This window comes from Mucilaginibacter rubeus (assembly GCF_003286415.2).
In the GTDB taxonomy this organism is placed as follows: Bacteria; Bacteroidota; Bacteroidia; order Sphingobacteriales; family Sphingobacteriaceae; genus Mucilaginibacter; species Mucilaginibacter rubeus_A.
Genome location: NZ_CP043450.1, coordinates 1,027,069 through 1,048,275 on the forward strand (window position 1 = coordinate 1,027,069; position 21,207 = coordinate 1,048,275).

Genomic DNA, 21,207 nt, shown 5'->3' on the forward strand with positions numbered 1-21,207 from the left:
CTATTTAATAAACAGCAATTCCCTGAATTTAGGTAGGGGCCATAAGCTGTCATCAACCAGTTGTTCCAATTTATCAACGTGGTAGCGGATAGGCTGGAAGAATGATTTTACTTTTTCATCATAATCGATAGCACGCTGGCGGATATCATCAATTACGTTGGCTTTTTTGCGCTCATTAACCATTTGCTCGGTATTGGTTTTAATGAAGTTCACGTGCTCCGAAATCCTGTTAATGATATCCAGTTGCGACTCGTAAGTTGATTTATCCAGACCGATATCTTTCAGGCCTTTAACGTTCTCGATCAGTTTGCTTTGGTAAGCGATTGCCGACGGGATGATTACGTTCATCACCAGTTCGCCAATTACACGGGCTTCTATCTGAAGCTTTTTGTAGAAAGCATCCAATAAAATTTCGTGACGGGCGTGAGCCTCACGTACTGTGAATACACCGGTTTCGGCAAAAAGGTGCTCCGATTTATCGCTTAACAAGGCATCCAGCGCTTTCGGGGTAGTTTTGATATTTGACAAACCTCTTGTAGCAGCTTCTTTTTCCCATTCTTCGCTATATCCATTGCCTTCAAAACGGATGCTTTTTGATTCCTTGATGTATTTTTTGATCACCATTAATAAGGCAAGGTCTTTTTTCTCGCCTTTTTTCATGAGTTTATCTACATCATATTTGAACTTCTTAAGCTGATCGGCAACGATAAGGTTAAGGATGGTCATCGGGCTGGCCGAGTTAGCTGACGAACCTACGGCACGCAATTCAAACTTGTTACCGGTAAAAGCAAAAGGCGAGGTACGGTTACGGTCGGTATTGTCAGGTAAAATCTGCGGGATCTTAGGGATGCCCTGCCATAACAGGTTTTCTTCCTTGATTTTTTTGCTGATGCGCGATGTTTCAATCTCGTCCAGTACATCATTAAGCTGACTGCCCAGGAAGATAGAAATAATGGCCGGAGGGGCTTCGTTGGCGCCTAAACGATGGTCGTTATTAACAGATGCGATAGATGCCCTTAACAGGTCGGCATGTTCATGAACCGCTTTTATGGTATTCACAAAAAAGGTAAGGAACATGAGGTTGTTTTTAGGCGTTTTGCCCGGGGATAATAAGTTTTTGCCTGTATTAGTTATCAGCGACCAGTTATTGTGCTTACCCGAGCCATTAATGCCTGCATATGGTTTTTCGTGCAGCAATACTTTAAAGTTATGGCGTTTGGCAACACGGTCCATCAAGTCCATTAACAATTGGTTATGGTCGATAGCCAGGTTTATCTCTTCATATATCGGGGCGCACTCAAATTGCGATGGCGCAACTTCGTTGTGGCGGGTTTTAAGCGGAATACCTAATTGAAGGGCTTCAGCTTCCATATCCTGCATGTAAGCATATACCCGCTCAGGTATCGAACCAAAGTAATGATCTTCCAGCTGCTGGTTTTTGGCCGATATGTGGCCAAATAAAGTACGACCTGTTAAATAAAGGTCGGGACGGGCATTAAATAAGGCAATATCTACCAGAAAGTACTCCTGCTCAATGCCTAACGAGGCGTTTACCTTTTCAATGCCTTTATCAAAGTAGTGGCAAACATCAACAGCGGCTTTGTCAAGCACGTTCAATGCTTTTAATAAAGGTACTTTATAATCAAGTGCCTCGCCGGTGTATGACACAAACACGGTTGGGATACACAAAGTACGCGCCATCAAAAAGGCAGGCGATGATGGGTCCCAGGCGGTATAGCCGCGGGCCTCAAAAGTATTGCGGATACCGCCGCTCGGGAAGCTTGACGCATCAGGCTCCTGCTGGGCAAGCGCGTCGCCCGAAAAGCGTTCTATAGCGCCGCCATCGGCAGTAGGTTCAAAAAAGGCGTCATGTTTTTCGGCAGTGGTGCCGGTAAGTGGTTGAAACCAGTGTGTATAATGTGTAGCTCCTTTGCCCAAAGCCCATGCTTTCATGGCCGATGCAATCTGTTCTGCAAGGTCGCGGGGGATAGGTTCGCCTTTTTCAATCGAATTTACTATTCCCTGGTAAGCCTCTGATGAAAGATATTCCTTCATTTTCTTTTTATCGAACACATTCGACCCGAAATAATCAGAAATTTTTGGTGAAGGTGGTTTTACTTCAGGAATTGTGCGTGAAAGTACATCCTGTAAGGCTTTGAATCTGATATTGGACATATTTTTATGAGGTTTAAATAAAGGTTAGTGGTCAAAATTATAACTATCCTTTAAAATACGGGGCAAAATTAAGCGAAATATAACATTTCACCTAATACCATATAAAAGGATAGAAAAAAGCTTCGAAATAGCCATATGGGCATTAAGTTTTGTCTGAAAATATAAAAAATGTGCTTTTTGATAGGATTTACGCTGTTTTTTAATGTTAAAATGGATTAAAATTGATTTTACTTGTTTAAAATTGATGTTTTTTAAATTTTTTATTAAGTTTTTTGAAATTTTTTTGAAAATATCATTTTCAAAAGTTTAAAAAATGGCATTTTGAATGCCTTGTTTTTGCAATTTTCATAATTTTTAGATTTTTTACCATTAATTTATCATTAATAATTTGTTATTCTTAAGAATACTACCTAATTTCAGAAAATAATTTACGAAAACATCAAAATTATCGGTGTTTTTATGAAAATTCCGAATAATTGGAAGGAGTAGTGAAAGAAACTAACGATTAAGATGTTTTGTGAAGCCTAAATAGCAATCAAACTAAATTTAAATACAACAATCAAACTAATTAATTTTTAAAAAACAATCAAACTAAATTAAACGATGAAAGTAGGTTCTACAAAACACAACTTCCTAAGTTCAGTCCGACAGCTGACACGTGAAAAATGGGCGCTGGGTGCTACCATTTTTACAGGGAAAATGATTGGCTTGTTGCTGGTTTTTGCCGCAATGATGGTTTTGCCAGGTATGTTCGGTACAAAAGCTAACGCTGCCGAAACTTATACCGCCCATGAAACAGCATTAATTAACACGGTTAATACTGTTTGGACACTGGTTGCTGCCTTTTTAGTATTTGGTATGCAGGCAGGTTTCGTTATGCTCGAAGCAGGTTTTGCCCGTAAGCGCGAAACTGTGAACGTGCTGATGGAATGTATTTTTGATACTTGTCTTTGTGGTTTGCTATTTTACGCTATTGGTTATGCCTTTATGTTTGGCAATGGCAACGGCTTTATTGGCTGGGGCGGCGCTGATGGCAAAACCTGGTTCTTTCTTCAAAACACTCCTGAAACTTACGGTTCAACCGGTATCCCGGTATTGGCACACTGGATTTTCCAGTACGCTTTTGCTGATACCTGCTCAACCATTGTATCAGGTGCTATGATTGGTCGTACCAGCTTCCGTGGCGACATTCTTTACAGTATCGGCATCACCGGCTTTATCTATCCTATCATCGGTCACTGGGCTTGGGGTCCGGATGGTTTCCTTGCTACAATGGGAACTTCAGGTTTCTTCAAGTCAATAAGCGCTCAGCCTTTCCGCGACTTTGCAGGTTCAACAGTAGTACACACTATTGGTGGTGTTGCTTCACTGGCAGGTGCAATGGTGTTAGGCCCACGCTTAGGCCGCATTTTTGCCCGCGATGATAAAGAAAAAGGCGGCTTGCCTCCAGGTCACAACTTATTGGTTGCTGCTGTAGGTGGTTTCTTACTTTGGTTTGGTTGGTATGGTTTTAATCCGGGTTCAACATTGTCGGCAATGGATATGCAAGGTATTGGCCGCGTTGCGGCTAACACTACGCTTGCTGCCTGCGCCGGTGGTTTCACCGCAATGCTTGCTGCTTTATGGTTTGGCCCAACAAAAGGCAAATTTGATTTAGCCTTTACTATTAATGGTTTCCTTGCAGGTTTAGTTGCTATTACTTGCCCTTGTTACTGGGTTAGCCCATTCGGTGCTATCCTTTTAGGCGCGGTTTCTGGCTTCATTATCTTCGGTGGTGTATACTTGATCGAGTGGTTCCGTATCGATGATCCGGTTGGTGCAGTATCTGTACACGGTCTTAACGGTATCTGGGGTACTATCTCTTTAGGTTTATTCGCTTCTGGTCAATATGGTGCTACAGGCCCAACTGGTGCTGATAACTCTGCCCCGGTAGCTGGCTTATTTTACGGCGGTGGCTTTGATGTATTAAAAGCTCAGCTAATCGGTAGCTTGACCATTACACTTGCTGTATTTGTGGTTTCTTACGTGATGATGTTTGTGATTAACAAATTAGGTCATCCTTGGAAATTACGTATCGAAGAGCATGGTGAAACCGGTACCGGTGGTATCGACGTGTTTGATCACGGTATCGAAGTTTATCCTGTTCAGGACGATGAGATCAGCTTAAGCGGCCTTTTTGATAAAGGTGCTAAGGTTGCTTCTGAAGCCTAACGAGATAAGCTAAGCTTTTAGCAGCTTAACAAAAATATTGATGCCTTGTGCGGTTGGAGAGTGGTAGTTTATTAATTGGACGTTGCCGTTGCCAACCGTACAGGGATTTTTTATGCCGACACATAACTGATCCTTTTAATTGCAAGGTGTTGATAATCAAATAATAACAGTATAGTTCCCCGAAAAAACAACAATTAACAAAATAGTTTATCAATTCACAATTAAATCGTTATCATGAAAAAAGTATTTCTACTCTTCTCATTTTTTTCAATTGCGGCCTTTACGGTAAAGGCTCAGGACACGGTTAAAACCACGTCTGATGCCCCTCTGGTTATCTACGGTTCGGTAGATACCTACTATAAATATGATTTTTCTGACAAAGGTTCGCAAATCCCTACCAGCTTTGCGAGTGATCATAATTCGGTATCAATTGGTATGATTGATCTGGGCTTGAAGAAAAAGGTAGGCAAAGCTGCGTTTGTTGGCGAGCTTTCATTTGGTCCGCGTGGTCAGGCTCAGTCAATTCCCAATGGCCCAAGTGGTGATTCATTCCACATTCAGAACTTATATGTATCATATGATCTTACCGATAAATTAAACCTGACCGGTGGTTATATGGCTACATTTATTGGCTATGAGGTTATTAGTCCTGTAGGTAACTTTAACTACTCAACTTCATACCTGTTCACTAATGGGCCGTTCCAAAACCCTGGTGTTAAGTTAACTTACGCGTTTAGCGATAAAGTAAGTTTAATGGCTGGTATATTTAACGATACCTGGAACAATTATACTTCAACGCATAAGGTAAATACCTTTGGTTCGCAGTTATTTGTATCTCCTGTAAAAGGATGGACTGCTTACCTTAACCTTGCTACCGGTAAAGAATCTGGTACCGAAGTTGATTTGACAACGGCTTACCAAATTACTGATGCCTTTAAACTGGGCTTAAACGGTGCTACTTACTCGGCTCCAAATGATGGCGGTGGCTTTAGCGGTGTTGCTTTATATCCGCAGTTAGCTGTATCAAAAACAGTTACTTTGGGTTTAAGGGGCGAGTATTTCAAAACTAAAAATGGCGCGTTACAAACATTTGGCCCTCCTCCGGGGCAAAATGTTAAGGCCTTTACATTTACTGCAAACATTAAATCAGGCCCGCTTACTTTCATTCCTGAAATCAGGTTAGATCACGGCTCATCTACTTCATTCATCAATCATTCTGGCGATCCTTCAAAATCGGCCGGTCAGTTTGCTGTAGCTGCGGTATACGCGTTCTAAAAAAAAGTTTATATTGACCCTATTTTTATCATGAGCCGTTCCGGAATTATCCGGAGCGGCTTTTATATTTGTTTTATGAAAAAGATACTATTAGGCATTGTTGGTCTCCTTTTTTCGTTGGGTGCCTTTGCGCAAAAGGATTCGCTGGCCCTTGACGAAAATAACAAGTATATCTATTATAAAACGGCAGAGCAGCCAGGTGCTGTAGCTGATACGCTTTATGATCGCGGGTTGTATTTTTTTAAAAAAGCTTACCCGGCAAAAGCGCTTAAGCTGACCAAGGCCGATAAAGATGGTAACGCGCTTACCGGTACCGGCTCTTTTTTGATCAATAAAAAAGGCCTGGTGGGTAATAGTGAAGGCGGGGAAATGGCCTATACACTTAGGGTGGAGGTAAAGGATGGTAAGTATCGTTATTGGTTAACCGATTTTGTGTACCAGCCTTATCAGCGTAACCGTTATGGTAATGTTGAGTTTATGCATGGAAAAGATGTAGCTCTTGAAAAAGCATCGGAAAAGTTATCAAAGGCCGATTTTAATACTTGTATAAGCCAGGTGTTAGTTAACAGTAAACATGTTGGCGATAGCCTGAAGGCTTATATGCTTAAAACTTCATCGCTGGAGAAGCATGATGTTAAAAAGGTAAAGCGGGTTTCAACTAAAGAATGGTAGTTTTTCTGAGTTTGCAGGTATTGGTTTGTGTTGAGCCGTAAGCGCCTGCAGAATAAAGGTATTTAATAAAAGAGCCGCACCTTGTAAAAGGTGCGGCTTATTTTTTATGTTGTTAATTGAGTTTAATCAGTTAGGGGATAGGAGTTGATTATAGCTCCTCGTCGTGCTGGCTGATATCCAAACCTGCAAGCTCTTCTTCAGGGGTTACACGTAATGTGCTGATCATGTCGGTGATCTTTAATAAAATGAATGAACCGAAGAAAGCGAAGGCTGATACGCCAATTAATGTAATTAAGTGAATGATGAAAAGGTGTGTTTCGCCATAATATAAACCATTGCCGGTAGTGTTACCTGCATTAACATTCTGGTGCGCGAATACGCCGGTTAAAAGCATACCAACCATACCGCCTACGCCATGGCAAGGGAATACGTCAAGTGTATCGTCGATGCTGGTTTTTGTTCTCCAGATCACAACCAGGTTGCTCACTACAGCGGCTACTATACCAATAATTAAAGAGTGGGGGATAGTTACAAAGCCTGCTGCCGGGGTAATAGCTACTAAACCTACAACCGCACCAATACAAGCACCTAATACACCTGGTTTTTTACCGCGAAGGATATCAAAGAACATCCAGGCCATAGCTGCCGCCGCAGATGCTGTAGTGGTTGTTGCCAAAGCGGTTGCCGCTAAAGTACCTGAGCCTAATGCAGAGCCTGCATTGAAGCCAAACCAGCCGAACCATAATAAGCCTGTACCTAATAGTACGTAGCTGATACGGGCCGGATTGTGTGAAGTCTCGTTACGGCCTTTTAAGTATATAGCTGATGCCAAAGCTGCCCAGCCAGCGCTCATGTGTACTACGGTACCGCCGGCAAAGTCAAGTACGCCTTTTCCGAAAAGGAAGCCTTTTGGATGCCAGGTAGCGTGAGCTAATGGGGCATATATGAAGATCATGAACAGGCAAAGGAAAATTACGTAAGAGTTAAAGCGGATCCTTTCGGCAAAAGCGCCGGTGATAAGGGCGGGGGTAATAACCGCGAATTTTAACTGGAACATAGCGAATAGCACCAGTGGAATTGTTGGGGCAAGTTCCCAGGTGGCGTTGCCTAACGTGCCTTTCATCATAAAGAAAGTGCCGGGGTTGCCAATAAAGCCGCCAAACTCATCTTCGCCGAAGGCAAGGCTAAAGCCAAATATTACCCATATAACGGTAATTACGCCCATACAAACAAAGCTTTGCAGCATGGTTGATAGTACGTTTTTTTTGCTTACCATACCGCCATAAAAAAACGCCAGACCAGGGGTCATGATCAATACAAGGGCGGTACTTACTAATAGCCAGGCGGTATCGCCAGAATCAATTTTGCTGTCTTTAACGGTTGTAAGGGTAACTGAAGGATATATAAGGGCTAATACAATTACAATTAAAAGTATGCCAAAAGGTATGAATTTTTTCATGTTTCGGGTTTAAGGGAGGAAAAAAAATGAAGGTTTGAATAATACTGTCCGGTGTCCAATCAAAAACACCGGACAGTATTAAAACTAAATTTTTTAAAAAACAATAATCCCTCATGCTTAATCAGGGCATGTGGGTTGGGAATTGTTTTTTAGCCTACCAAAAGTCGTGAAACGGAAAAAGGATGAGTTTGCGGAGCTGGGACAATTTGCTTGTATCCAATCCGCAATTAAAATCAAGGTACTTAAATCTAATTGTGTAACTGCCGGGCGTTGCTACAAACGCCTGTAAAGAGTGCGCACCCCTGTGTTGCTGTACATTAATAACCGGAGCGGGTACATTATTAAGTACAAACTCTAAATTAAACGGGTTATGATGCGGTACTGTTGCAGATACAGTGGTTTTTTTAGTGCTTTTGTGGTAATAATGGTATAATCCACCCTTTGCGGATGCGGTAAATCCGTAAAAGAGTAGAAAAAATAAGGCAATAAGTTTGTAAAGCCTGTTAACCATATCTAAAAGTAATAAAAACTGTAAATAATTGATAGTTTTTTTTGAAAAATTTTAAATTTTTTGTGATTTGATTGTTTAAAATGCTTTTAAAGTCAACTTTTATTGATGATTTTTTTATTTTATGGGATAAAAAAGGTTTTGTTGAATGATTTTTTAATCTTTTTATGGATTATGTCTGGTTTTATAGAAGATGAAAATCAGATGAAAAATTAGACAGAATTATTTTGAAATATTTCTACTTTTTACAAAATATAATATAAGTATACTCGTTATTAATAAAATTTAATTCCGAAAATATGCTTATCACCAAATTTGATTTGTACAATGCCGAGTGGCTCGACCTTGTATTTGACCATCGCAACAAAAATTATGGCGCATATGAATTGCGTAGCACTTATTCAAAAACGTTAACTAAGGCTATGGCCATGGCGTTTGGTGCTGTAGCTGTTTTATCAATTGCTACTATCGTTTTTAAAGCAAAGCCAAAAGCTAAAGATTCGGTAGGTATGATCACGGTTGATCTTACGAAAATACCTCCGCCTCCAAAAAAGGAAGACAGGGTAGTAGAGCCTCAGAAAACTCAGCCGGCTGAACCGGTTAAGGCTTCAACGCCAAGCCCTACCATTAAGTATACAACGCCGCACGTTGTGCCCGAAGATGTGCCGACTGAACCGCCAACAATAGCCGATCTTAATAAAAATGCGGTGGGTTCAGAAACTGTTAAAGGAGATGGGCCACCCACTCAGGCTCTTGAAGGTAAAGACGAAGGGCCTGGAGGGCCACCTGTTACCGAGGATAATGGTGTTCATACAATCGGCGACGCGCTTGAAGTAATGCCCGAACCTGTGGGTGGAGCTGCTGCCTGGGCCAAGTTTTTACAGAAAAACCTGCGTTTTCCGGGGGCTGCTCAGGATGCAGGGGTGTCGGGCAAGGTGTTTATGAGTTTTATTATTGAAAAAGACGGCACACTTTCAAATATTAAAGTTGACCGTGGCGCCGGTTATGGTTTTGATGAAGAGGCGACCCGTGTGCTAAAACTGGCCAAAGCCTGGAAACCAGGCGTGCAAAACGGGCAGAATGTGCGTGTTAGATATAGTATCCCAATAAGCTTTCAGTTAGCGACAGAAGAATAGGTAATAAGTTTCTGCTATAATTTTTAATTAAGTGTGTGTGTTAGAGTTGCTGACTGTGTTTTAGCCCTGCAAAAGCAGGGCTTTTTTGTATCTTAGCATTACCAGTTATAAAAACAATGAATCAGCCTAAATCTGAAATTTTCAGCGACGGTATATGCGTTTATGTTTCCGTAAACGTAAGTAATTCGTTTATAGGTAAACTGGCTCTTGTTTTTGCCAACCTGCTTATTTTAACAGTTATTGGTTTGGGTGTTGTATGGCATATTCCGGGAATGGTTATCTGTTTCGGGCTGCTATTTGTGTTACTGGCTAAATATTCATTATGGAATTTTTTTGGATGGGAAAACCTCATCATTAATACACGCTCCGTTAGTTACCAGCGCGATTATGGACTGTTTAAAACAAGGTATATTATTAAAAGGCTGCAGAGTCGGCTAATTATCAGCCACAGTTTATATAAACCCAACCCGGGTTGCATATTGTGCAGCTTTGGCTCATACAAGCAGGTTGATAACACACCCTTTGAAATTTACAACATGACCTTCCCCATGGCCGAAGCCGACGCCAAATACTTGAACACCTTAATTGAAAAGCTTTTTATTGATGATATGTCCCGGCGCTATGATCTGCCCCAGATCATTTTAAATTGATATGAGTTTACAATAATAAAATTCCGATGTCATTTCGAACGAACCTGAAAGGATTGTGCGGGGAGGAGTGAGGAGAAATCTTCTACGCCATGCCATTGAGTTATGCGTATTGGTTTTGCAGGGTGTAGAAGATTTCTCTTTCGCCCCACACTCTTTCCCGCCCTGCTCTATCGAAATGACATTTTGTATTAAATTGAGATTTTCTTTATCCCTAATTCACGTTAAACTAAAATCAGCTTGCATTACAACGTTTTCCTAAAGCAGAAGCTATACGGTAAATCAACATATGGGGCATAGTTCTCGATACGTTCATATCCCGATTTGTGGTACAGGTTATGTGCTTCAATCTGCTTGCTGGCGCTTTCGAGGACTGCAAACTTAAAACCGATTTCGCGGGCCCAGCTTTCCAGTTCGTTTAAAACTATTTTACTGATGCCGTTTCCCCTTGCATCGGGCTCAACAAACATTCTTTTAACCTCTATCGATTCCTGATCAAAAGGTTTAAAGCAACCACAACCGGCAGGCGTATCATCTATATAGGCAATAACTATGGTGTCATTTTTTTCGATAATGTTATGATGGTCATAAAAATCCATCATATCGCCATTACGACTACGGAGATCTGCATCAAGCTTGGTAACAAGGACTCTGAAATCGGGATTATCGCTGTTTGTTCTTTTTAGGGTAACTGTTTCCATCGCGGTAAAAGTACGGTAATTGCGCAACCGGCCATGAATGTAATTTAAACTTGCATAATTCTGCCCCTTAACCGTTCGGCCTATATTAAAATATGCTTTTCTCCGTTAGTAAACCTGCAACCCGGCGAGGAGATGTGGTTGATCACTTAGCGATCAAGCACAGTCTTTAGCCTCCTTATCATAAAATTGGTGATCTGTAATGTATAAAATCCTGTTTTTTTGCAGCGCTTTTACCTGCTATCTATCCGCAACTTTTGCGCAAACCGGTATAGTAAAAGAGAAAATTTATCATCCTGACAGTGCTCATTCAGCCCATAAGGCCGTGACCCGTTCGTTGATGTTGCCGGGCTGGGGGCAGGCGTATAATCATCGGGCCTGGAAAATCCCGCTTATTTACGGTGGACTCAGCGCTTTGGTGATCAACACCATTCACAATCAGCAATATTATCACGAATATCTTACACTATCACGTTATCGTAACGCCGGTCCTCCAAAAAAGGGAGATCCCTATTATTCAGAATATATAAGGTATAGTAGCCCGGAAAATTATGTTAGTGATGGCATTTTGGCATCGGCGCGTGAAAACGCAAGGCGTAACCGGGATATATGTATCATTAGCATTTTAGGAATATGGGGGATACAGGCAATTGACGCCTATATTGATGCTAAGATGATCCACTCATACACCGTGGATAATAACTTGTCGATAAAAATAACTCCCGGCATACTAAATCCGCAGCTATATGTTCAGGGCGGACGGGTATATAGCTTTGTGCCCTGTATTAAAGTTGTTTCTGCATTTTAAAGTTTACTTTTATTGGCCACCATTCCCCGCAATATCTCGTTGTACAAGGATTGTGTTGAAACCATGGCCGAATATTTCCCGTTTTGGGTTATCGCGATAAAAGGCGCTCATCTTATTTATCAGACAAGGGCACCAGCTTAGCTTTCAAATCCGGATCTTTCATGTCTTTGTCCAGCGGGAACATCGGCCGCTGAATGCGGTGGTAGGGTAGGCGTTCGATATTTTGATCTACACCGCCCGGCGTAATGGCCAACAGCCAGTCGGCACGCATGGCATATAGCTCGGGTTCGAGGTAGCCTATTTTTACAACTACAATATCGGCCGTACGCGGGTTAAGGCCAAGACGTGTAAAATCTATCTCTTTATGGTAAGGCTTCCGTTTTTGGGTGATGATAACATGAACGCTGCCAACTTTTATTACAGCCTCAACTTCGGCATCCTTATCACCAGATACAATAGACTCCACAGTGCCGGATAGCTTCACTGGCGGCGCAAAACGGTTGTCGACTGCCGCGCCGGCATAGCCTTCTACATGATTGCCCACGCCGGCGGCAATGGCACTTTTGATGAGTTCGGGCGCAGGGATAGACGCATAAAGCAGCGAAGGCCCGTTCGCTGCTTTAAATTCCGGCCGGGCAAGGATCTGCGTCAGCGTCCAGGTGGCATCGCCTGCACCACCGGCGGTAGGGTTATCGCCCGAATCGCTGATATAAAAAGGATGTTTAGGGCTGGCTATGGCTTTATCCAGGCATTCGGTTAATGTACCGGTTGGCGCTACAAATTCAAATTGGTTGCGAACATCCCAAAAACTTTGGGCCAGCTGCTCGGCAGTATGGGTTACTTTTTCTTTATCATCGCCGGTAACCATTACTACAGCATGGTTGCGTGGCTCGTCGGCCCAGGCGTAGCCAATCCAAATGGCGGCATCGGTAATGCCACTTTGTACCGCTGCGGGAGCTACCTGTTTATATAAGCTTTTACCCGGTTCAACGCGGGTGCTTGTTTTTTCGCCAGGGAGTAAAATGGGCACAGATATATATGCCTTATAAGCAGGCTTGCCTTTACTGCTTTCAATCCTGTCGATAAGGTTTTGTACTGCACGTTGTTTGGTTTGCATGGCATCCTCATGAGGGGCCATACGATAGCAGGTGATCAGGTCAGAATTTTGGGCCAGTCGCCAGGAAACATTACCGTGCAGGTCCATTGACGTGGAGATCATGGTTTTATAACCAATCACTTTTCTTATCCGCACAATAAAATCCCCTTCAGGGTCATCAAGGCCAACAACGCTCATAGCGCCATGAATATCAAAGTAAAGACCGTCATAAGGGAGGTGTTTTTTTAGCGAATCAAGCGTTTTATTCACCAGCGATTCATAGGCCGCCCTCGTAACCGCCCCGCCAGGCAATGATTTGCCAACCACCGTAGGAAACCAACGGGCTTTTTTGCACAGCGGCGAATCTGCAGCCATAAAAGGGTAGGAGCTGAAAACATCCGCGCCGTATTTGGCATGAAAAGCCGCCTCATCAGTAAGTGCTGGTGAAAATGTGCTCGACTCAATGGCCAAACCCGCTATGGCTATCCGGGGGATTTGTTTGTTTGCTTTGGGTGCTTGCGCGCTGGTTAAACAAGATGACAGGCAAATGAATAGGGTTAAGCAAAATAAACGTGCTGATTTCATTAGCAATGTGGTATAAACAGGTGATGTCTGCTAAAAATAAGGAATATTTTTAGTTTACCTGCTGAAGCAATAAATAACATATTAGCAGGGTTGCGTGAAAGTGCAGGGAAATGCCTGTAATCTGTAATGTAACTGTTGCTGGGATCACCATGACCGAGCTATCGCGACTTGCGATGCTCTCCAAACAAAATATGAGCCGTACCATACACAAGTTGGAAGAGAACGGTATGATTACCAGTGTTGCCAACAGCGCTGATAAAAGAAGCGATATATTAATGCTAACCAAAAGTGGCAAGCAGTTTTTACCGGAAGCAAACCAGGATGTATTTAATTTGAGCAATATCTATAAAAATCTGGTTGGCGAAAAGGATCTTGAAACCACTATAAATGTTTTGAACAGGATCATCGAGTTTTACTAAAATTTTGGTGATGGCAATGAAGATCATATTGCGGGCTAAGTCAGTATTAACTTCGGTCGGTAAAGATCTGATATTTTAGTAATTTATTTATCCCTAATGTTTTACCATAGGTTTAAGTTATTAACTTTATGAATCAATCTTAACCTATATTTATGAAAATACAAACTGAGCCTATCGGGAGCATTCCGCGCCCGGTTTACTTACAACAAGCCATGACCGCCTTTGCCGGCGGGCAAATTAAAGCCGATGAATTAGATAACCTGTTTGATCAGGCTACCCGCGAAACCATTAAGCAGCTGGAAGCTACCGGTTCGCCTGTTATTAGCGATGGTGAGCAATCAAAACCAAGCTTCGTTACCTATCCCATGCAGGGTTTCAAAAATTTTGCTGCCGATGGCGTGGTGATCCCTTTTGCCGACGGGCATACCCGTCAGTTACCCAAACTAACCGGCGGGCCTTTTCATTATACCACTTTTGCAAACTCATACTTGAGCCGTGCAAAAAAATATGCCACATTACCGGTAAAGCAAGCGGTTATATCCTGCTCGGCCATGAGCCTGCTTTATCCTCAGGAAGGAATTGACGGCTACTCGCGCGACCAGTTTCTTACAGATTTGGTGAATGACGCGGCCTATGATATCCGCTCATGTCTTGATAGTGGCGCTTATAATGTACAAATTGATTTTACCGAAGCCCGCCTGGCTATTAAGCTGGATCCGAGCAAACAGCTGCTCTCGGCATTTATCGATCTCAATAATAAAGTACTTGATCATTTTACTGCCGAAGAGCAAAAGAAGATAGGTGTACACACCTGTCCCGGCGGTGATCACGACTCAACTCACAGTGCCGATATTCCTTACAGTGAATTGTTGCCACTGTTGTTCAAGCTCCACGCTGGTAATTTTTACCTGGAGTATGCGGCCGAAAAGGATAAGAAAACAGTACTCAATGCCATAAAAGAAAACCTTGGCACCGGCCAGCGCGTTTTCCTCGGCGTTACTGACGTTATTAACCCCAAAGTAGAAACCGCGGAAGAGATAAGCGACCTGATACTGGAGGCCGCGCAGATCATCCCCATTCAGCAATTGGGCACAACAGATGATTGCGGATTTTCGCCGTTTGGTGACGATACTTCAACTGCAAGGGAGGTAGCCTTTGCTAAGATCCGCGCAAGGGTAGAAGGGACCAAGCTGGCTGAAAAGGTGTTGGCGGGGTAACATATTTGGAATTTGTATTTTTATTTAAAGGCCGGTCAAATTGATCGGCTTTTGATTGCTATGGGATAAGTATATAAAGCAGAAACACCTGATCCCCGCCAATTACTTTACCTCCATTTTCTTATCGTACTCTGTCTGCAGTTCGGCTATTTCATCGTAATAATTCTTCTTATCGGCAAAAGCCATAGGATTATAAGGGCTGCCTGGTTTATGTTTGCTAAGGAGGTTGAATTGGATGCCATGGGAGGCCAGCCAGATATCAAATTTTAAGCCTTTCATTGCCTTCAGTGTATAAGCATAATCTTTAGCGATATTTGGATAAGAAGGTAGATCTGTGAATTTTTTATCGGTAACAATCGTGGGCATATTTGCTATCAAAACCCTGTAGCCGCGTTTATTATCTTTTACATCAAATAAATAACTGCACGAACCTTTTGTATGGCCGGGATGGTGAAGCATGGTGAGCTTCATGTTGCCCAATTTAACGATATCGCCATTGTGTAAAATACGGTCTACTTTTACTGGCGCGAATGTGCGCACATCGCCTTTAAGATCATAATCAGAAAGGCCTCCGTCGGCTATTACTGCCGCGTCGCCTTCGTCTGCCATCATTTTAGCTTTTGTTATTTTCTTTATTGCCGCCATAGCGCCCATATGATCAAAGTGAGCCTGCGTTGTCAGCAGGATTTTTGTGTTTGAGATATTAAAACCCAAGGCCTTGATATTTGCTATGATCTGTGTTTCGGACGATGCCAGCCCGGTATTGATCAGGATGTTGCCCGCTGATGTAGTGATGAGATAACAGGCCAGATCGGTAGTGCCTACATAGTAAAGATTGCCGGCAATTTGAAAAGGCGGAAATGGCTGTGTCCATTCGGGATGCTTTTCTGCAGATGGCTCAACTACACTTTGCGCCTGAATAATTAATGCGCTACAAAGAAAAAATAGCAGGAAAAGCGTTCGTTTCATTTTAGATTTTAAAGGTTGTTTATCTGTAAACACAAGTACAATAACGTATGCCGCAATAAAAATGCAACAAAATCGAAAGCATTTGCAACATACGCGTAAGTGTTTTTTTATCCGGTGCCCTTTTTTTGTAAGATAATAGCATCAGCGTTGTAGCCAGAGATGGTAACGTTTGGTGCTATTGATTTGATATTCAATTCTAAACCTGATATCTATTAAATACCTATGAAAAACACTTATCAACCCCGAGTTTGCAGCGCAAAGCTCAATCTGTTAAAAATTAACCGGCTAATTGCTGTTGTGGGTCTGTTATTTTTTGCCGCCTGCAAAAAGGACTCGCCCGCTGTAACTAAAACTACCACCGGAACAGACACCACCCATACAGGAACTGGCACAGGTACCGGAACGGGTACCGGCACGGGAACTGGAACAGGTACAGGAACGGGTACCGGAACCGTGATAGATACCCTAACGCCAAGCAAAGTTGCTGTTGCCGCTTTGGATGATGAGGTAAACACATTTATGACTACTTATAATGTACCTGCGGTGTCTGTAGCAATTACTAAAGGCGAAAAACTGGTTTATCTGAAAGCTTACGGCGTAAGCGATAAATCAAAGGGGACCAAAGCCGTTATCAGCGACCGGTACCGTTTAGCCAGCTGTTCAAAGCAGTTTACGGCTGTTGCTATTATGAAATTGCTTGACCAGGGTAAGATAAAACTGTCGGACAAAGTATTTGGCGATGGCGCTATTTTGGGTAAAACTTATGGTACCAAAGCCTATGGCTTGCACATTACCGATATTACGGTTGATGAATTGCTACACCATACCTCCGGCGGTTGGGGCAATTCGGTGAACGACCCCATGTTCAGTAACCCAACCATGACCACCGCCGAACTCATTACCTGGACTTTAGATAACCGTCCGCTTGACCATGTACCGGGCTCTAACTATGATTACTCCAATTTTGGCTACTGCATATTAGGACGAGTAATAGAAAAAATTACAGGGCAAACCTATGCCGAAGCTGTAAAAACATTGGTTTTAACACCTATCGGAATTACAGATATGACCATTGGTGGTAACACCCTGGCCGATAAGCAAACAAAAGAAGTTACCTATTACGGCCAATCGGGCGAAAACCCTTATGCCTATAATATTACACGGATGGACGCGCACGGAGGCTGGGTGGCTACCGCTGCAGATCTGGCCCGGTTCCTGGTTTATATTGATAAATTCCCGGTACGGCCTGATATTCTTACATCTGCTTCGTTGAACACCATGTATACCGGATCAACAGCTAATGCAGCTTATGGATGCGGCTGGGCTATTGCCGGCAACAACTATTTTCACCAGGGGAGTTTGCCAGGTACGGCTACAGAACAGGCACGCCTTGACAATGGATTTAATTTCGTGTTCCTGACCAACACGCGCAGTTTCGTAGCCAATTTCGATTCTAATCTGGATCAGATCTTCTGGAAAGCTTTCGCTAAAAACCCAACCTGGGCTACGGAGGATTTGTTTCTTAAATAGTTAATTAGTTAATGGGAGAAGCCGGGGGAGACCCCGGTTTTTTGTTTGATCGGGTTTTAAGATGATTAGCTGGGCATATTTATCTTTTTTTTTAATTCATAACGGAGCTTTTATATGAAAATCAACAGTTACAAATTCATAGTAGTTGGCCTATGCTGGCTGTTTAGCTTTAAGGCTTATAGCCAGCAAATAGATACTGCAAAAGAAAACGGGGCAATAAAGCAACTCATCAAAAATTATGAAGACGCCTGGAACCGGCACGATCCTAAAGGCCTGGCCGATAATTACACCGTTGATGCCAGCTGGGTAAACTGGTTTGGCGCATATTATAAGGGGAGGGATGATATTCAGTTTCATTATCGGCAAGTGCATACCACCTATTTTAAACTTACACATTACTATACTCGTGCGGTTGAAGATATTAGCTATCCGTATCCCGATATTGCTATTTCACATGTACGAACGGGCTTAGATGGTGATGAAAGGTATCCTGGTGAAACATTTGAGTTTCGGAGAACTATTGTACTGATAAAACGTGAAGGGGTTTGGAAGATACTTGCCGGGCAAAATGCTAAATTGGAGAAAGGGGTAAAATAGAGTCCCGTTCTTAAAAGTGGGCCACAAGCGGGGATGATTGGTTAATGGGAGAAACCGGGGCGAAGCCCCGGTTTTTGTTTTTAAGAGTAATAGCTGTGTATTTATTCTCTCACTATCAACGCAAACGCTAAAAATATATTGGGCAGATAACATTTAAGTTTTATCGAAATGTAGTACTTTGCAGGGTAACCTGAATTTCAATTGAAAGGCCCAACCTTATATTTCTGCAGATGAAGAATGCAAAAAATATGTCGTCCAATTCTTGGGATGGAGTTTTTGCGTTCCTGCAACAGCCATTATTTATTATCGGGGTTATATGCGTGTTGCAATTATGCATTACACTGCTGAGCAATGGTTTTGTGTTGTCCTTCGATGAATCAATCTGGCATTATATCGGCAGGAATTGGCTGCGTCATGGCATGGTTCCTTACACGGGAGGGATCGATAATAAATCACCATTGATTTTCCTGGTTTATGGTGTCTCTGATCTGCTGTTTGGGCCTAATTATTGGTTCCCCAGGCTTATTGGTACCTTTTGCGAAATGACCGGCTTGTATTTTGTATTTAAAATAGCCGATACCGTTTCCGGGCGGTTTGCCGGTGTCCTGTCTATCCCTATTTATGGCCTTTCGTTGTTATGGCATGCTACGGGCGGTAAATATGTCGATTTTACAGAAACGTTTGAAGTGATGTTTTTGATCATCGCCGTGTATCGCAGCTTGTCGGCTACTGACTTTAAAGGTTGGTTTGTTGCCGGGCTTTGGGCCGGCATCGCGCTTGATTTTCGGATAACAGCAGCTTTCGGTATACTGGCTATTCTTTTGGCCGGGCTGCAGCAAAAACGTTCGGTTGGTCATCAATTGGGATTGATTGCCGGTGTAATAACCGCTGTAATTATGCTATTGATTTTTTGCCTGTTTACTGGAATCAAAATAAGCGAGTTTTGGACATACGGCTTTGCAGATAATTTTGGTGCAGGCAGTGCTACGGCGCACACACTGGCTTACAAGCTGGAGAACTTTTTGGAGAAATTTGTTTACTCGCCCATAGCCATTTTATACCCGTTTTTAATAGCTTATGTTTTTCTAAAACGCAAGGCCGATTTGCTGATCTGGTGGTGGGCCCTGTCCTTTGCGGCAGTTAGCCTCGTTGGCATATTTGATGTTGTGCATTTAAAAGATGTATTGCCTGCTTTAGCCCTCAGCAATGCTATCGCTATATCGCAATTATCGCAGCGATATGGTATCAGGCTCTACTTAGTTGTTATACTATTGTTTGTGATCCTTTTTCCATCCTTGTCGGAACCAGTACAAAATATCCGGATACTGACTGGTCAAACAACAGTTAAACCGGTTTATGGTCAGGAGCCTTATATTAATCCAGGCGAGGGCGATCGTAAACTGCTTGCAGCCTGGGTAAAGCAACATACAAAAGCTACTGATCTGGTATTAGTGCATAGCTATGGAACTCAAATACAATGTTATTCTGAACGGTTGTCTCCTTCGGCGTATTTTTCAATCAACCGAACGCCGCTGGCAAAAAAACGCTTCTATGAGGATTTAAATAAGAATAAACCAGAACTGATCCTGATCCCTATGTTTGCCGAATACCAACAGCTTGTTGACGCCGATCAGCGGCAGTTTGTGGCTAAGCTTGTTCAGCAGCGTTATTTTCTTGATACAACTATTTATAACTATAAAATATATAGGCTAAATCGAAAGCAATAATAACTAAGCTGCAGTTTGTTTTTTCTTCAGTTTTGAAAAGAAATCGGTAATAGTACCAAGAACCGCGCATGGCGAATTGGCCGGGCAGCTATTAACCACCGGAACATAAAAAATCCTTCTGTTGCCGGGTTGCCCGTCGGGGCTGATCTCTACAACATAAGTTTCTTCACTAATATCGCCGCAGTTGCAGTCCTGCTTTTTAATGTTTTCGAAATTTTTTGCGGTCAGCTTGCTCATGAAACTGGTCATGGCAGCATCGGCTATGTATTTACCGTTTTCGGGAGATAAGAGTTTGCCTATTTGAACATGCGGTACTTTTTTAAAGTAATAGCATTTAGTAGCCAAAAGTGCTATGGCTTTAACCTTATGGTCTTTTTTATGGTGCGGATTATACCGGAAAATCACAACCAACTTTGAATTTATGTTTGATGGAGACTGGTTGCCGGCCTGGGCAAAAGCATCCCCTGCGCTTATGATAAGCAATGCTGTCGATACTATTTTTATAAATATTGACATGGGTTTAATTGGGGTTTGCGAGTGGATGCTTGTTGTGCGCTTTTTATACTAATAAACCTTCATTGGCTTGACCTGCATGTCCGTTATGCGTTGTGCCAGGCGACGGAAGGGTGGGGCCGTTGTAAGGCATGTTCAATAATTGGTTGGAATAAAATTAAGGATTTGTTGGGTGAATGACAATCTTGATTGTAAATTGGGGTGAATCCCCCTTTGAATAGGTGAATGATACTTTTACAAGAAAAATGACTTACGATAATGCCAGGGCAAAAACTGACTAAAGAAGAGAAAATAATCGAATTAAATAAGTTTCGCGATCTGGTCCTTGCAACAATAGATTATCTTTTAGCGGATTCTTCAACTACAGTCAAAACCGAAAGCTTTGACTCTAATGAATATTTCGATTGGTTGAAAGGCCAGGCCATTGAGCATCATAATCATGGTAGACTCACGAGGCTAAAACAATGGTTTAGGGACTTGACTGAACCAATCATAGAAGGTCGTAATTTAAACTTCAATGGATATCTATATAATAAAACAGGTTACAAGGTTAATGTTTTTGATAACTATTTTAAACGAGTGGAAGCGATAATTGAGAGAGGGAAGGTTACAACCAATAATCAGTTCTACGATATTGGCCTTATGATTAACCAATTATGTAATGAGCAATCAATGAACAAAGAAAAGATTCAAATCTTGAATGATCTCTTAAGTGCATATGAGTCAGGAAACCCAACGAAAAATGCTACTTAATAAGAAATCAATGCAATGTCATCATTACTTAGATTTGTAATCTTGCGAATCTATCGCTTACTGAACGTTCACTCAACATACGGAACACGTGCAACACGCTTGTGCCAGCAAAAGGAAAGGTGTAGCGGCCCCTCAAAAACTTACGAAGTTTCCGAAACTTCGTAAGTTTGCCTTGTTCATGCCCTCTGCGCCAACCTTTCGCCTTTAACCTT

The 21,207-nt window shown here is 42.3% G+C and carries 18 protein-coding genes; 12 read left to right on the forward strand and 6 right to left on the reverse strand.

All coding sequences use genetic code 11. The features are described from left to right. Positions 1–2,175: a glutamine synthetase III gene (locus DEO27_RS04125; RefSeq protein WP_112575144.1), complete on the reverse strand. Its 2,175-nt coding sequence runs from the start codon at positions 2,173–2,175 to the stop codon at positions 1–3. 603 nt (positions 2,176–2,778) lie between these two features. Between DEO27_RS04125 and DEO27_RS04130 the strand changes: the two genes are divergently transcribed. The 3 genes from DEO27_RS04130 (at position 2,779) to DEO27_RS04140 (ending at position 6,333) form a co-directional block, all read left to right on the forward strand. After that, on the forward strand, positions 2,779–4,386 hold the full coding sequence (locus tag DEO27_RS04130; protein ID WP_112575146.1) for an ammonium transporter: 1,608 nt from the start codon (positions 2,779–2,781) through the stop codon (positions 4,384–4,386). A gap of 234 nt (positions 4,387–4,620) precedes the next feature. Continuing rightward, entirely contained in the window at positions 4,621–5,661 is a 1,041-nt protein-coding gene (locus DEO27_RS04135; RefSeq protein ID WP_112575148.1) for a porin, read from the forward strand. Between the two features lie 75 nt (positions 5,662–5,736). Beyond that, positions 5,737–6,333 carry a DUF4468 domain-containing protein gene (locus DEO27_RS04140; protein WP_190295316.1) on the forward strand — a complete coding sequence of 199 codons (597 nt, stop codon included), beginning with the start codon at positions 5,737–5,739 and terminating at the stop codon, positions 6,331–6,333. 148 nt (positions 6,334–6,481) lie between these two features. Here DEO27_RS04140 and DEO27_RS04145 read toward each other — a convergent pair whose 3' ends face one another. Beyond that, positions 6,482–7,792 (reverse strand): ammonium transporter, encoded by a 1,311-nt coding sequence (locus DEO27_RS04145; RefSeq protein WP_112575152.1) that lies wholly within the window; start codon positions 7,790–7,792, stop codon positions 6,482–6,484. An 807-nt stretch (positions 7,793–8,599) separates the two neighbouring features. Between DEO27_RS04145 and DEO27_RS04150 the strand changes: the two genes are divergently transcribed. Both DEO27_RS04150 and DEO27_RS04155 read left to right on the forward strand, forming a co-directional pair. Then, entirely contained in the window at positions 8,600–9,436 is an 837-nt protein-coding gene (locus tag DEO27_RS04150; RefSeq protein WP_112575155.1) for an energy transducer TonB, read from the forward strand. Positions 9,437–9,552: 116 nt separating this feature from the next. Further along, complete coding sequence (locus tag DEO27_RS04155) at positions 9,553–10,086, forward strand: hypothetical protein (protein ID WP_112575157.1); 534 nt, start codon at positions 9,553–9,555, stop codon at positions 10,084–10,086. A gap of 242 nt (positions 10,087–10,328) precedes the next feature. Here the strand turns inward: DEO27_RS04155 and DEO27_RS04160 are convergent, their stop codons facing one another. Next, positions 10,329–10,784 carry a GNAT family N-acetyltransferase gene (locus DEO27_RS04160; RefSeq protein ID WP_112575159.1) on the reverse strand — a complete coding sequence of 152 codons (456 nt, stop codon included), beginning with the start codon at positions 10,782–10,784 and terminating at the stop codon, positions 10,329–10,331. A gap of 199 nt (positions 10,785–10,983) precedes the next feature. Here DEO27_RS04160 and DEO27_RS04165 point away from each other — a divergent pair, with 199 nt between their 5' ends. Then, positions 10,984–11,589: a DUF5683 domain-containing protein gene (locus DEO27_RS04165; protein WP_112575161.1), complete on the forward strand. Its 606-nt coding sequence runs from the start codon at positions 10,984–10,986 to the stop codon at positions 11,587–11,589. Positions 11,590–11,701: 112 nt separating this feature from the next. On the opposite strand, the gene DEO27_RS04170 is transcribed toward DEO27_RS04165, so the two are convergent. Beyond that, positions 11,702–13,270 (reverse strand): M81 family metallopeptidase, encoded by a 1,569-nt coding sequence (locus tag DEO27_RS04170; RefSeq protein WP_112575163.1) that lies wholly within the window; start codon positions 13,268–13,270, stop codon positions 11,702–11,704. A 110-nt stretch (positions 13,271–13,380) separates the two neighbouring features. Between DEO27_RS04170 and DEO27_RS04175 the strand changes: the two genes are divergently transcribed. Next, positions 13,381–13,689: a MarR family winged helix-turn-helix transcriptional regulator gene (locus tag DEO27_RS04175; protein ID WP_112575165.1), complete on the forward strand. Its 309-nt coding sequence runs from the start codon at positions 13,381–13,383 to the stop codon at positions 13,687–13,689. Positions 13,690–13,841: 152 nt separating this feature from the next. Next, positions 13,842–14,906 carry a cobalamin-independent methionine synthase II family protein gene (locus tag DEO27_RS04180; RefSeq protein ID WP_112575167.1) on the forward strand — a complete coding sequence of 355 codons (1,065 nt, stop codon included), beginning with the start codon at positions 13,842–13,844 and terminating at the stop codon, positions 14,904–14,906. 102 nt (positions 14,907–15,008) lie between these two features. Here DEO27_RS04180 and bla read toward each other — a convergent pair whose 3' ends face one another. Then, entirely contained in the window at positions 15,009–15,875 is an 867-nt protein-coding gene (gene bla, locus DEO27_RS04185; RefSeq protein WP_112575259.1) for a subclass B3 metallo-beta-lactamase, read from the reverse strand. A gap of 222 nt (positions 15,876–16,097) precedes the next feature. Here bla and DEO27_RS04190 point away from each other — a divergent pair, with 222 nt between their 5' ends. The 3 genes from DEO27_RS04190 to DEO27_RS04200 all read left to right on the forward strand — a co-directional run bounded on the left by DEO27_RS04190 (position 16,098) and on the right by DEO27_RS04200 (position 19,729). Continuing rightward, positions 16,098–17,405, forward strand: coding sequence for a serine hydrolase domain-containing protein (locus tag DEO27_RS04190; protein WP_112575169.1), 1,308 nt, complete (start codon positions 16,098–16,100; stop codon positions 17,403–17,405). A 114-nt stretch (positions 17,406–17,519) separates the two neighbouring features. Beyond that, complete coding sequence (locus DEO27_RS04195; RefSeq protein WP_112575170.1) at positions 17,520–18,002, forward strand: SgcJ/EcaC family oxidoreductase; 483 nt, start codon at positions 17,520–17,522, stop codon at positions 18,000–18,002. Between the two features lie 230 nt (positions 18,003–18,232). Then, on the forward strand, positions 18,233–19,729 hold the full coding sequence (locus DEO27_RS04200) for an ArnT family glycosyltransferase (RefSeq protein WP_112575171.1): 1,497 nt from the start codon (positions 18,233–18,235) through the stop codon (positions 19,727–19,729). 3 nt (positions 19,730–19,732) lie between these two features. On the opposite strand, the gene DEO27_RS04205 is transcribed toward DEO27_RS04200, so the two are convergent. Continuing rightward, complete coding sequence (locus tag DEO27_RS04205) at positions 19,733–20,245, reverse strand: hypothetical protein (protein WP_112575173.1); 513 nt, start codon at positions 20,243–20,245, stop codon at positions 19,733–19,735. Positions 20,246–20,500: 255 nt separating this feature from the next. On the opposite strand from DEO27_RS04205, the gene DEO27_RS04210 reads away from it, so the two are divergent. Next, positions 20,501–20,995, forward strand: a complete 495-nt coding sequence (locus DEO27_RS04210; RefSeq protein WP_112575174.1) for a hypothetical protein — start codon at positions 20,501–20,503, stop codon at positions 20,993–20,995. The last annotated feature ends 212 nt before the right edge of the window (positions 20,996–21,207 follow it).